9 protein-coding genes and 1 tRNA gene are annotated in these 12,842 nt (G+C 63.4%); 8 read left to right on the top strand and 2 right to left on the bottom strand.

What is annotated here, in order from left to right; translation table 11 throughout:
- Positions 1 to 181: 181 nt before the first annotated feature.
- Positions 182 to 1,174, bottom strand: a complete 993-nt coding sequence (locus tag Pan44_RS19860; protein WP_145035114.1) for a DUF1214 domain-containing protein — start codon at positions 1,172 to 1,174, stop codon at positions 182 to 184.
- A 300-nt stretch (positions 1,175 to 1,474) separates the two neighbouring features.
- Here Pan44_RS19860 and tdh point away from each other — a divergent pair, with 300 nt between their 5' ends.
- The 8 genes from tdh to Pan44_RS19820 all read left to right on the top strand — a co-directional run bounded on the left by tdh (position 1,475) and on the right by Pan44_RS19820 (position 11,015).
- Complete coding sequence (gene tdh / locus Pan44_RS19855; protein WP_145032752.1) at positions 1,475 to 2,506, top strand: L-threonine 3-dehydrogenase; 1,032 nt, start codon at positions 1,475 to 1,477, stop codon at positions 2,504 to 2,506.
- Between the two features lie 60 nt (positions 2,507 to 2,566).
- Positions 2,567 to 3,211 (top strand): hypothetical protein, encoded by a 645-nt coding sequence (locus Pan44_RS19850; RefSeq protein WP_145032749.1) that lies wholly within the window; start codon positions 2,567 to 2,569, stop codon positions 3,209 to 3,211.
- Between the two features lie 239 nt (positions 3,212 to 3,450).
- Positions 3,451 to 4,566 (top strand): glycosyltransferase, encoded by a 1,116-nt coding sequence (locus Pan44_RS19845; RefSeq protein WP_145032745.1) that lies wholly within the window; start codon positions 3,451 to 3,453, stop codon positions 4,564 to 4,566.
- A gap of 362 nt (positions 4,567 to 4,928) precedes the next feature.
- The gene (locus tag Pan44_RS19840; RefSeq protein WP_145032742.1) at positions 4,929 to 6,107 is read left to right on the top strand and encodes a sialidase family protein; all 1,179 of its coding nucleotides are present in this window, start codon (positions 4,929 to 4,931) and stop codon (positions 6,105 to 6,107) included.
- Positions 6,108 to 6,179: 72 nt separating this feature from the next.
- Positions 6,180 to 6,932 carry a sulfite exporter TauE/SafE family protein gene (locus Pan44_RS19835; RefSeq protein WP_145032739.1) on the top strand — a complete coding sequence of 251 codons (753 nt, stop codon included), beginning with the start codon at positions 6,180 to 6,182 and terminating at the stop codon, positions 6,930 to 6,932.
- A gap of 98 nt (positions 6,933 to 7,030) precedes the next feature.
- Positions 7,031 to 9,577: a PSD1 and planctomycete cytochrome C domain-containing protein gene (locus tag Pan44_RS19830; protein WP_145032736.1), complete on the top strand. Its 2,547-nt coding sequence runs from the start codon at positions 7,031 to 7,033 to the stop codon at positions 9,575 to 9,577.
- A 210-nt stretch (positions 9,578 to 9,787) separates the two neighbouring features.
- Positions 9,788 to 10,843: a CapA family protein gene (locus Pan44_RS19825; protein ID WP_145032734.1), complete on the top strand. Its 1,056-nt coding sequence runs from the start codon at positions 9,788 to 9,790 to the stop codon at positions 10,841 to 10,843.
- A gap of 98 nt (positions 10,844 to 10,941) precedes the next feature.
- A tRNA-Met gene (locus tag Pan44_RS19820) sits at positions 10,942 to 11,015 on the top strand.
- Positions 11,016 to 11,104: 89 nt separating this feature from the next.
- Here Pan44_RS19820 and Pan44_RS19815 read toward each other — a convergent pair.
- The gene (locus tag Pan44_RS19815) at positions 11,105 to 12,760 is read right to left on the bottom strand and encodes a TolC family protein (protein ID WP_145032731.1); all 1,656 of its coding nucleotides are present in this window, start codon (positions 12,758 to 12,760) and stop codon (positions 11,105 to 11,107) included.
- Positions 12,761 to 12,842 lie beyond the last annotated feature (82 nt).

Here is a 12,842-nt window from a genome sequence, read left to right as displayed (position 1 = left end):
GAACGAACCTACGCTCACGCGAAGGAACCGTCAAGAAATTGTTAAGATTTTGTCGCCACAATACGGTGAGGACTGCCTATTGAGATCAGGTCGCGACAGTCACCCGTGCGGACAGATCCGACTGCTTTGCTCGCAGCCCATCTCACTCGCTGCTCACGACCAGGGAACTTTCTCCGACGGCCTATTTCACAGGTTCCGCCAGCGGAATCTTCCATTCGCCATCCAGCAGCGTTCTCCGCGGACGGTAGAACCTCAACAGATAATTCCAGCCCGGCTCGATCGGCAGGTAATTCGTCCCCTTTTCATCGCCGCCGAAACGGATCGTGACGGTCCCGTCAGTCGCCGCCTTGGCAGTGATGTTGTTCAGCGAGTAGGCCCCCAGGGCGTTCTTCTCGAAGTACCCCTCCTTGTTGTACACGCTCACCGACCAGAACCCGTCAACAGGCACGTCTTTCAGGACGAGGACGTAGGGTGTCTTCCCGTCGTTCTCGGCCGGAGTCGCCCCCGAGTAAAATGCGTCGGCCCGTGGATTCCCGCCCCACCCCGCGGCCGTGCCCAGGAGATGCTCCACCGGGTCGACCTCCTCCTTGCTCCCGAACATCCGTGCCGAATTCAACTCGCCGTTCGCCTCGACGACGCCAAGCAGCGCGTCGCGCATTCTCTTGTGTGAAACAGGATCCCACGTCGGCGCGACGAACTTCCCCAACTGCTTCTGCTCCGTCTTGATCGCATCCTGCAGGGCGTGGACCGCATTGACATCCGCCGCGTCGTCCGGGTTGACAAACGTCCGCACCGCGAAAGCGACATAACGCGTCCCAACCTTCTCCCTCGTAAACGTGTGCCTCCCCGGCGCATACACCACCTCTGGCACGTAGTGATCCTGGTTGATCACCATCAGAGCCATGAAACGCTTTCCCGCATCCGGCAGCGTGACAATCACCGGCGAGGCATCCAGATCGAACACGCCAAACGAATACAGCGTGTCGCGGTTCAACCGGATCACTGTCTGGTTGTCGATCGAAGCCAGCTCGCGATCGTGTTTGAACTTGCCGAAGCCCCCTTCATTCACGAAGCGGCCGAAGTACATGTCCGTTTCCGCGCGAACAAAATTGTCCACGGTCACCCGCCGTGAGTTGGTCTCCTCAGCGACCAGGCAGGAGGCGGGAATGGCCATCGCCACGAACAGAAAGAAGCCAACTACGTGCCTCAGCGACATGGTGCAGTCCTAATCGAGAGCCGGTCTGCCGCGGGCGTTCGCGTCCCGCAGTTTCAGCCGCAGCCCAGTCTACCCGCCGACCACAGCGTCCGCGAATTGCGATGGCCGCCGGCAGGCCGCGACCTCTCCCCTGAGACCCCGCACCTGCGAAAAATGGCAGAGAACCTGGATACCGAACCTTCTGGCCAACTCGGTATCTTCCTTACTTCCTGACAAGCGACTCCCTTCCTGCCAACGGCTCATTCCCCACGACGCCGCATGAAAGCCCTCGTCAAGAAGCACGCCCAGCCAGGTCTCTGGCTGGAGGATGTTCCCGAGCCAAAGGTCGGCATCAACGACTGCCTCATCCGCGTCGACCGCACCGGAATCTGCGGCACCGATGTCCATATCTACAACTGGGACGCCTGGGCCCAGAAAACGATTCCCGTCCCGATGGTCGTCGGCCACGAGTTCGTCGGCGAGATCATCGAGGTCGGGGCCAACGTCCACGACTTCTTCCCGGGCGAGATCGTCAGCGGCGAAGGCCATGTCGTCTGCGGGCATTGCCGCAACTGTCTCGCCGGCCGGCGGCACCTCTGTGCCGACACGAAGGGCATCGGCGTCAACCGGCCCGGAGCCTTCGCGGAATATATCTCCGTCCCGATGACCAATGTCTGGCATCATGCCCCCGGCATCGATCTCGATGTCGCTTCCATCTTCGACCCGTTCGGCAACGCCGTTCACACCGCTCTGTCCTTTGATCTCCTCGGAGAGGACATCCTGATCACGGGGGCCGGCCCGATCGGCTGCATGGCGGCCGCCATCTGCCAATACGCCGGCGCCCGCTACGTCGTCGTCACCGATGTGAACCCCTGGCGGCTCAACCTGGCAAAAACACTCGGAGCCACCCGCGTGGTCGATGTCCGCACCGAGAAGCTGGCCGACGTCCAGAAGGAACTCGGCATGAAAGAAGGCTTCGATGTCGGCCTCGAAATGTCGGGCAATCCCACGGCCTTCCGCGACATGCTGGCCAACATGGCCCACGGCGGAAAAATTGCGATGCTCGGCATCCCCGAGAAAGAGGTCGCGATCGACTGGAACACCGTCATCTTCAACATGCTCACGATCAAGGGCATCTACGGCCGCGAGATGTACGAGACGTGGTACAAGATGACGGTGATGCTCCAGGGCGGCCTCAATATCGCCCCCGTCATCACCCACCGCTTCCACGCCAGAGACTTCGAAAAAGGTTTCGAAGTCATGCGCTCCGGTCAGTCCGGAAAAGTCATCCTCGACTGGAAAGAGTTTTGACAGCAGATTTTATTGGGCTGCGAGAGATCCCGTCGTTTCTTGCGATTGCGTCAACAGATCATGGAATATCGGATCTTAGACATCGAGATTGTGGCTGGGTCACTCGTTGTCATACTTGAGGAATGTCAACTCGACACATCGCAACGAAGCAGCTGGAGCCGGGTCGTCGTCCGATGCGGAGAAGACCCTTCCTGGTTCGATCTCGACGACTCCTCTCGCCGCGCGTTCGTCTTGCGTAACGAGCAGACGATTCATTGGCCGAGCAGTGGACGTTCGGTCAATGTTGATGAGCTCCTGCAAGGGCGCAACCCCTCGTTCCGATGTCGCTGGCGGAATGATCGTGCCCGCAGCGACATCGACCGGGAAGCCCTGATTGGCTGCTGGGAAGATCCCCAAGGATGGGTCAGGATCCTGCTGGAGGCCGATGGTTCGGCACGCGTGCGGCACGTCTCCAAAGGGAGTGCCTTCGACCTTCCTGGTGACCATCGCTGGGAGTGGCTCGGCCAGAATGCCTTTACACTTACATCTTCAAATCCGAATCCAAACGTCGCGATTGGTGAGCGCTATGTTGCGTGCCGGTTCGACGGGAACGTCTTGATTCTTGAATCGTATCGCGAGCTACCATTTCCCTGCACTGGCATCGTGACGACAAGGACATGGCGAATCTGGACTCGATCCCGCCGTCCCAAAGGTTGGCGAATGTGACATCACTGGAACCCGTCGCAATACGAATGGATTGAGTGGTCTGTCAGGACCGAACCATCGGGTCTTCCGGTGGAGTCGACGCGTGAGCTGAGGGCGTTGATTTGGCCTCCGGCCAGAGGTTGCCAACGACTTCACTTCACCGTCGCAGCATGTAGAACTCCCGACATTGCGCCAATCCTGCCGAGTACCCAGTACTCCGTTCCCCCTCCTTCCACATCTCTTCGGATCCCAGGCACCCTTTGCTCCGCGTCACCTTCCTCATCCCGACCCTCGACCGCTCCGGCGCCGAAAAGCAGCTCGTGCTTCTGGCCACCGGACTGCCCCGCGACCGCATTGCGCCCGAAGTCATCGTCCTCACCCGCTCCGGCCCGCTCGAAGACGACCTCCACCGCGCCGACATCCCCGTTACCATCCTCGGCAAACGCGGCAAGTTCGATCCCCGCACACTCCGCACCCTGAAGAAACGCCTGCGCGAGAACCCGCCCGACATCCTCCATTCCTGGCTCTTCGCCGCCAACGCCTACGGCCGACTCGCCACCCCCAGGCGACGCGCATTCAAAACCGTCGTCTCCGAACGCTGCGTCGACTCCTGGAAAGCCAGCTGGCAGCTCTGGCTCGACCGACGACTGATCAGCTGCACCGATGCCCTGCTCGGCAACTCAGAAAGCGTCGCCACGTTCTACGAGCAGCAGGGCGTCCCGCGCTCACTCATCTCCGTCATCCCAAATGCCGTCACTCCACCACCGCGGCCGACAACGTCCCGTGCCGAATTCCTGAACTCCCTCGGCTTCACTCCGGAAACAAAACTCGTCGGAGTCATCGGCCGCCTGGCAAAACAGAAGCGTGTCGACGACCTTCTCTGGGGGATGCAGGTCTTGCGGCAGGCGGAACCCACTGCCCGCATGCTCATCATCGGCGACGGCCCCGAACGGGCGCATCTGCAGCAGCATGCCCGCGATGTCGAAGTCGCCGACTTCGTGAACTTCCTCGGCCACCGCGACGACGCGGCCAGCCTCATCCACCATCTCGATGCGTTCTGGCTCGGCAGCGGCTTTGAAGGCATGTCGAACAGCCTCATGGAAGCGATGGCCGCCGGCACCCCCGTCATCGCCAGCGACATCCCCCCCAATCGCGAACTCATCACGCACGGAGTTCACGGTTATCTCGCCAACGTCGGCGACGGCGTCGCCTTCGCCCAGTATTCGGTCAAGCTCTTTCAGGATCCGGCCCTGCGGCAATCCCTCTCCACCGCCGCCCGCGACCGCATGCAATCCGAATTCAGCGTCCCGCGAATGATTGAACGCCACGCAGCAGTCTACGAGGAACTTGCCAAGGGCGCTCACGCTCAGGCTTGATGCACTGGCCCTGAAAGGGCCTCACACCAGAGCCCAGGGCAACGCCCTGGGTTGGCGTTTCATCTTGATCGATCCAGCCCTGAAAGGGCGACACAGGCACGAACGCGCGATTCGCAATCGAACTCACCGCCCGCCGCCAGGCCCGGCGTGCATTTCACATCCGGCAGGGCAGAACGCGCCGTCCCGTGAGCCGCTAGGCGCTAGCCGGCGGGTCGAGCCACCTGTTGCTCTCATTCCAGACGTCAACAACCTTTCCATCCCCTCCAGTTGAAAAACGTGCCCGCCCCGGACCGCCCCTGATCGACTCGCATTTTTCACCAAATGTGAAAGACTGGCCCCCGATCCATCACTCTGGAGACGACATGCTGCGCTTGTGCTCGACGCTGTTGTTGCTGTTTGCGGCGGCTCCGTTGCTGGCGGCCGCCCCCGTCCGCTCCACCGTCTTCAAGAACGGTGATGACGGTTACAAGATCTTCCGCATCCCCGCCCTGGTCCTCGCAGCCAACGGCAACCTCCTCGCCTTCTGCGAAGCCCGTACCGGGGGTGATGCGAGCGAAATCGATCTCGTGATGAAACGATCCCTCGACGGCGGGAACACCTGGGGGCCCCTCGAGAAAGTTCAGGAGAGCGACGACTTCAAGCCCCTCTTCGGCGAGAATCCCCCTGAGATCACGATCGGCAATCCCTGTCCCGTCGTCGATCATCTCGACCCCGAACATCGCGGCCGCATGTGGCTCCCGTTCACCGTCGAGAACGATTTCGTGTTCGTCACCTATAGCGACGACCACGGAAAAACATGGGCCAAGCCGCGCGACATCACCAGGGACGTCAAGAAGCCCGGCTGGGGCTGGTATGCCACCGGCCCCTGCCACGCAATCCAGCTCCTCCACGGCAAGCATCGCGGCCGCCTCGTCATCCCCGCCGATCATCGCGTCAGCGCCACCGGCGGCGACAAAGGCCCCTGCGGCGTCCAGATGATTCTGAGTGACGACCACGGGAAAACTTGGCGGCTGGGCCTCATCGACGACTTCTACGACGACACGCTCGAATCCAATGAAACCACCGTCGTCGAACTCGGCGACGGCCGGCTCTACATCAACACCCGCGACCAGAACGGCAAGATGCCCGGAACTCGCGCCGAAGCCTGGAGTTCCGATGGTGGTCAGTCCTTCGATCCCTCGGGAGCCGCCGAATGGAAAGGCTTCAAACCCGCGCCGGAGATCATCGACCCGCCCGTCGTACAGTGTTCGCTCTGGCGCATGACGAACAACGGCAAGGATCCGCTCGTCGTCTTCTGCGGCCCCGATGATCACGGCCCCTCCGGCGGCGGTCGAAAAGACCTGCGGCTCCGTTTCAGCTCCGACGACACGAAGACCTGGCGCGACGGTCCATTGATTCACGAAGGCCCTTCGGCATACAGCGACATGGCCGAGGTCCGCCCGGGACACGGCGAACTCGGCATCCTCTGGGAAGCCGGCAACGCTGGAACCAAGTCAGCCACGCGTATCGACTTCACTGTCGTCCATCCCTATGCAGAATAGCCGTTGCCGACGCCGCCAGCGTCGGTTGCAGAATCGGTTTCAAGGCAGGCCTGAGCGGCGGCGTTCATCGCAATGAGCTCAACGCTGCTGATTGTCGCCGCCTGCCTGGCGATCGCCTCCTTCCTGCAGGGACTTACCGGATTTGGCTTCGGCCTGACCGCCATGGGGCTCCTGCCGCTCTGGCTCCCCGTCCGCGATGCTCAGACCCTCTGCACAATGGTCGGTGTCGTCGTCACGTCGATGAACATCGCCGTCGCGCGGAAGCACTTCCGCGCGCAGGGCACCCTGCCCCTGCTTCTGGGCTCGTGCGTCGGCGTTCCGCTGGGCTACCAGTTCCGAACCTTGATCCCCGAAAACTCCGTCCGCCCCTGGCTCGGAGCCGCGATCTGTTTGATGGTCGTCTGGGACGTCGTCGGCCGGCGATTTCGCAAGGCCCCGGCCGGGGATGCCGATGCGCCGACCGCCACCGCCACCGCAATCGGCGTCTTCAGCGGCTGGCTCACCGGGGCCTTCAACATTGGCGGCCCCCCCCTCGTCGCCTACCTCTACTCCAGGCCCTGGCCCGTCCATCGCGTCGTCGCCGTCCTGAGCGCCATCTTCCTCGCATCGGGCCTCGTGCGTCTTGCCGTCATTGTGGCGGACGGGCGGATCGCGGAGCCCCTGCTGACCGCAACGGCCGTTTCGCTCCTGCCGGTCCTCGCGGGAATTGCGATCGGGCAACGCTGTCTGTCCAGAACCTCCCCCGACCTCCTCCGGGCAGCCGTTTCGGTCGTGTTGTTCGGTCTCGGCCTCGCCTTTCTCCTCAGCTCTCCCGGCCCGGGCTGAAATCTGTTCCCCGCCGGCAATCCCACGGTTATCCTTGATTCCACGGTGCGGCCCCACGGCCCCCGGTCTGTGCGCACCCTTGAGTTGAGGATGACGGCATGTTGCGATGCGGAATGCACCTTGGACTCATGGTCGTCGCAGCGCTCGTCTGCTCCAGCGCCCTGGGAGAAACTCCCGATGCCGAGCGCGAAGCCGCCCGGCGCAAGGCGTTCGAAACCCACATCCGTCCCCTGCTGGCCGCCCGCTGCTTCAAATGCCACGGTGACGAAAAGCAGAGCGGAAACCTTCGGCTCGATACGAAGGCTTCCATGCTCGCTGGAGGCGACAGCGGCGCCGCGCTTGTCCCCGGCAAGCCCGGCGAGAGCCTCATCGTCGATGCGATCAACTACGAGACCCTCGAGATGCCCCCGAGCGGCAAGCTCCCGCCGGAAGAAATCGCCCTCCTGACGGAATGGGTCACCAGCGGCGGCTACTGGCCCGACGGCGACGCCGCCGCGCCGGTGAAGACTGCCCCCGTCGAACGCATCACGGACGCCGACCGCGCCTATTGGGCCTATCAGCCTCCGAAAGCGGTCACTCCTCCCGACGTCTCTCAGGCCGATGCGAGCGTCGGCAAGGCCCACGGACTGGATCGCCCCTGGGTGCGAAATCCCGTCGATGCCTTCATCCTCGAGAAGCTGGCCCAGGCCGGCATTTCCCCCTCGGTGGAAGCTGGCAAAGTGGCCCTGCTCCGCCGAGTCACGCAGGACGTCATCGGCCTCCCTCCCACCCCGGCCGAACTCGATGCCTTTCTTTCGGATGAATCCCCCGAGGCCTATGAGAAGGTCGTCGATCGCCTCCTCCGCAGCCCCCGTTTCGGCGAGCATCAGGCCCGCCAGTGGCTCGACCTCGTCCGCTACGCCGAGTCCGATGGCTACAAGCAGGACGACTATCGCCCCACCGCCTGGCGCTACCGCGACTACGTCGTGAAGTCGTTCAACGACGACAAGCCCTACGACCGCTTCATCACCGAACAACTCGCCGGTGACGAAATTGATCCGGACAACCCCGAGGCCCTCGTCGCCACCGGGTTCCTCCGGCATGGGATCTACGAATACAACCAGCGCGATGTCCGCGGCCAGTGGCGCGACATGCTGAACGACATCACCGACTGCGTCGGCGATGTGTTCCTCGCCACCAGCGTCGGCTGTGCCCGCTGCCACGACCACAAGTTCGACGCCGTTCTCCAGAAAGACTACTTCCGCCTCCAGGCCTTCTTCTCGGGCCTCTCATTCCAGGATCACGAACTGCCGGCCGCCGCCTACGACGCCGACTTCACGAAGGCGATGCAGGGCTGGATGGAAGCGACTACCGATGTCCGCCAGCGCATCGAAGACTTCAAGGCCGCCCGCTACACCGAAGCGTCGACCAGGGCCCTCCAGATCTTCGACAAGGAGTTCCGCGCCATCTGGAACAAGCCCGATGGCGAACGCCGCCCCGAAGATGAGCCGATCATCGCCCTGATGAAGCTGCAGGTCGACGGCGCGGCCGAAGGGTTTGCGGCCAAGCTCAAGGGCAAGGACAAGGAAGACTGGAAGAAACTCCAGGAAGAACTCGCGACCTTCGATTCGCTGAAGCCCCGGCAGCAGCCCCAGGCCCGTACCGTTTCCGAGTTTGGCCCGACCGCACCGGTGGTGTTCATTCCCGACAAGCAGCGGATGGGCCCCGTCGATCCTGGCTTCCTCTCCGTCATCGATCCGGAACCCGCCCGCATTCCGCCCCCCGCAGACAACGCCTCCACCTCCGGACGCCGGACGATCCTCGCCCGCTGGCTGGCCCAGCCCGACCATCCCCTCACCTCGCGGATCGTCGTCAACCGCATCTGGCAGTCGCACTTCGGCAAGGGTCTCGTCGCCACGCCCAGCGACTTCGGTCGGCTCGGCGAAGCCCCCTCGCATCCCGGCCTCCTCGACTGGCTGGCCGTCAGGCTGGTCCAGAACGGCTGGAGCCTGAAATCGATCCATCGCGAAATCCTCCTCTCCTCCGCCTATCGTCAGGCCGCGTTTTCGGCCGACGACGACCAGGCCCGGAACGGAATGACGCCCGTGATGGCGAAAGCCCAGGAGATCGATCCCCAGAACCGTCTCGTCTGGCACGCCCCCGTCCGCCGCCTGGGCGGCGAGCAGATTCGCGACGCCGCTCTCGCGGTCGCCGGTGAACTCGATGTCCGCGCCGGCGGAGAAGGGACCGACATCCAGGAAAAGCGTCGCTCGATCTACACGAAGGTCGTCCGTAACAAGCGCGATCCCCTGCTCGACGTGTTTGACTTCCCCGAACGCTTCAGCAGCGTCGGAGAACGAAACACCACCACCAGCCCGACTCAGTCGCTGTTCATGATCAACGGCGACTGGATGCTCGACCGCGCAAAGACTCTGGCCGAACGTCTCGTTCGTGAAGCTCCCGGCGGTGAAGACTCCCGCGTCCGTCTCGCCTATCGCCTCGCCGTGGCACGCGACGCCACGGTCCCCGAACTCGAGCGGGCCGTCAACTTCATCTACGAACGCCGCGGAGAAGCCGGCCCCGCCGACCTGGCGAAAGTCGACTCCGCCCTGGTCGACTTCTGCCACGTCCTGCTCAACTCCAACGAGTTCCTGTACGTCGATTAGGCGCCCCTCGCTCCAGGAAGAGGTGACGCCGACGCCGCCAGTGCGGTCGAAACCGGCCCCCTCCAACCTCACGGAGGATCCGCCGAGCCACTGGTGCCCGCCTCAGTGATCAGGCGTGACGAACTCCGGGTCGCAGTTCACCCTCCCGGCATGGTGATGCGACCGTAACCCTCTCAGTGGCCGCCGCCATCATTCTCCGCTCGCCTCGCAATGCACCTCTCCTCCCGTCGGCGATTCGTCGCCTGCTTCGCGGCGCTCCTGGTCTGTTCCACCGCGCTCGCCGAAATCGCCCCCCGTCCCCCGCGCGCTGAGACCGTCCGGCTCGTCTTCACCGGCGACATCATGCTCGACATGTTCCCCGGCGCAACCCTCAGCCAGGGAGTCGACCCCTTCGCTCACTACGCCGACGTCTTTCGCGAGGCCGACCTCGTCGTCGGCAATCTCGAATGCGTCGTGACGACCGGCGGCAGGCAGTTCCGAAAGCCCTATACCTTTCGCGTCCACCCCCGCGCCATCCCCGTTCTCGACCGCTGGTTCGATGCCTTCTCCATCGCCAACAACCACACCGGCGACTTCGGCGACGAAGCCCTCCTCGAAGAACTCGAGTTGTTCGCCGGAAAAATCCCCCTCTTCGGCGGCGGCCGCAATCTCGCCGAGGCCCGCAAGCCCTGGCTCGTTGAACGCAACGGGGTTCGCATCGCGATCCTGGGCTACAACGAATTCATCCCGAAGGAATTCGCCGCCGGCGAGAACGATCCCGGAGTCGCCTGGGGCGTCGATGAGCATGTCCTCGCCGATCTCCGCGCCGCCCGCGAAATACACAAGGCCGATGTGGTCATCCCCTTCATGCACTGGGGCTCCGAATATGAGCCCCAGGCCGACGACCGCCAGAAGCAGTTTGCCCGCGCCATGATCGATGCCGGCGCTTCCGCCGTCATCGGCGCGCATGCCCACGTCACCCAGGGAGCCGAGATCTACAACGACCGCCCCATCATCTACAGCCTCGGCAATTTTGTGTTCGACGGGTTCGAAGAGCCGGAAGCCAATGTCGGCTGGGTCCTCCGCCTCACCATCGACCGCCAGGGCATCGTGAACTGGGACACCGTCGTCCATGACATCAACTTCATTGGCACCCCCACTCCCAACTGGTCGGCCACCGGCCCCGCCGCAAAACGGGGCGATTCCACCGTGACGCAACGCGTTCCCGATCGCCCCAACCTCACGAAAAAGGTCGACTCTTCCACCCCGGACCGCCCCGGAAGATGATTTGACGGAATCTGGATCGAATTCCGGCACATTCACGCTCGACGGACGGCCCGCTCGTCGATACAGTCCCTTGCCCGGAAGAAATTCTTCCGCCACAACGCGGGGTGGAGCAGCCCGGTAGCTCGCGAGGCTCATAACCTCGAGGTCGCAGGTTCGAATCCTGTCCCCGCCACTTTGAACGGTTGTGAGGAATCACAATCGCCTGAAAACCCCGACATCGTCGGGGTTTTTTTCATGTACTGACCTCACTGCCGAGTCCCGTCACGGCACGTTCGGCGTCACAACCGGCGCCAGGTCCTGTGCCAGCGCAGCCCGGTAATCCGCCTGCGAACGGTAATACAACAGCAGCGCTTCCACCTCTTTGAACGCCGATTCCACGGCGTACTGCTCGCGAAGCGTCACCTTCAACAGGTCCGATGCCCCCGCGTCGAAATTCTGGCGCTCCCGCACCGCCAGTTCCTCCGCCAGCCGCACGGCTTCACGCGTCTCCAGCACCTGCGTGTGGGCCGACGCCAGCGCGATGTACGCCGTCTGCACGCTGGCGACGATCTTGTCTTCCACGTACCGCCGTTTGGCTGCCAGCTGCGACAGCTTCCCCTCGACCACCTGCATCTTGCCCCGGCCTTTGCGGCGCTGCAGGGGCACCTCCACAAACAGCGATGCTTCCGCCTCGAACTCCGACTTGTCCCCCTTGGAACTCGTCGGTTCACCCATGTCCTGCGATCCCGTGAGCACGCCATCCACCTGCGGCCGCAGGTCGTTGTGTGCTTCCGCATAGTCCACTTCGTACTGCCGCCGCTGCAGGTCCAGGACTTTCAGCTCCGGTCGGGCCCGGAGGGCAATCTGCGCGTCCGCCGCCAGGTGGTCGCGGTCGATCGCGTCCGGCTCAGGAAACTCGTTCAGGACGTCCGGACCGGGAACGATCGGGTCGCCGGAATCGTCGCGCAGGTACAGCGAAAGCTTGACTGCCTTCTCCTGCAGCTTCTGGCCGGAGGACGCGAGCTTTGCCTTGCGGTCGGCGATCAGTCGCAGGTTGTCGGTCAGTTCCGGCGGATCGATGAACCCCGCCTCCACCTGCTGCTCGATCCGCTGCGTGCGGTTCTCGGCCAGCGCCAACAGGCGTTTTGAAATGCGGTAATCGCGCCCCGCAGCCACCCAGTCCCAGTAGGCATAAGACGCTTCCTGGACGAAACCGATCAACTGGGCCTGAATATCCGGTTCCACTCGCTGGATCTCGAACGTCGACCGCCACAGCTCCGCCCGACGCGCGTCGATTGTCCGATTCCGCCCCAGCGGAACCGCGAATCCCGCCTTGAACTCGCCACCGCCGTTCGTCTGGCGCTCCTGGTACCAAGGCTGGTAGTCGCCCCGACCGATGCGATAGCCGGCAAACAGTTCGCCGCCGTTGTACGTCGGCTGCGACAACCCCAGCATCTGCCGGTACGTCTGGTAATAGCCGGTCGGACCGTTCTCAGACGACGCTTTCAGCTTGGTGTCAAAGCCTCCCGCCGCAGCGAGCTGGTAGCCCGAGGCGACGTTCCGCTCGTAGATCGCCGCATGCAGGTACGGGTAGCTCGTATAGACCGACTGAACGACCGCCTCCAGCGGCAACGCTTTGGCGCCCGGAGCCCGATACCCGTCCGGAGCAGGCGGGGCGATCCGTTCCTTCTCCCCGGGATCGGGCGGAGCCTCGTCGGCGGGAATGACGCGTTTCTCGTCCTCGTAACTCGCTGAAGTGACTTTCGCCGCCGTCCGCACCTCGGCCGTCTCGTCAGCAGGAAGTTCCGCGTCTGCGGCTTGCACCGGGCGACCGGGAAGTGGGCCGTTGTCACGGCCGACGACTCCCCCTCCTCCTCGTGGCGTCGTCGAACAGCCAAAAGCGATCAGGGCCGACAGGTGCACGCAGAATCTGCGCATCGAATGGCCCCTCCCTGAGCCAGTCCGCGAGTGATTTCGGTAAGCCTCCAAGGAGACTGCATCTGGTGCATCGACCGCCGAT

It is taken from the genome of Caulifigura coniformis (genome assembly GCF_007745175.1).
GTDB classification, from domain to species: domain Bacteria; phylum Planctomycetota; class Planctomycetia; order Planctomycetales; family Planctomycetaceae; genus Caulifigura; species Caulifigura coniformis.
Note: the sequence above shows the minus strand (reverse complement) of the source record. Positions and strands in the feature narration are given on the sequence as shown.

Coding starts and splice junctions, on each gene's coding strand:
- Pan44_RS19860 (WP_145035114.1), bottom strand. CDS start 1,174: ATGGCCATTCCCGCCTCCTGCCTGGTCGCTGAGGAGACCAACTCACGG.
- tdh (WP_145032752.1), top strand. CDS start 1,475: ATGAAAGCCCTCGTCAAGAAGCACGCCCAGCCAGGTCTCTGGCTGGAG.
- Pan44_RS19850 (WP_145032749.1), top strand. CDS start 2,567: ATGGAATATCGGATCTTAGACATCGAGATTGTGGCTGGGTCACTCGTT.
- Pan44_RS19840 (WP_145032742.1), top strand. CDS start 4,929: ATGCTGCGCTTGTGCTCGACGCTGTTGTTGCTGTTTGCGGCGGCTCCG.
- Pan44_RS19835 (WP_145032739.1), top strand. CDS start 6,180: ATGAGCTCAACGCTGCTGATTGTCGCCGCCTGCCTGGCGATCGCCTCC.
- Pan44_RS19830 (WP_145032736.1), top strand. CDS start 7,031: ATGTTGCGATGCGGAATGCACCTTGGACTCATGGTCGTCGCAGCGCTC.
- Pan44_RS19825 (WP_145032734.1), top strand. CDS start 9,788: ATGCACCTCTCCTCCCGTCGGCGATTCGTCGCCTGCTTCGCGGCGCTC.
- Pan44_RS19815 (WP_145032731.1), bottom strand. CDS start 12,760: ATGCGCAGATTCTGCGTGCACCTGTCGGCCCTGATCGCTTTTGGCTGT.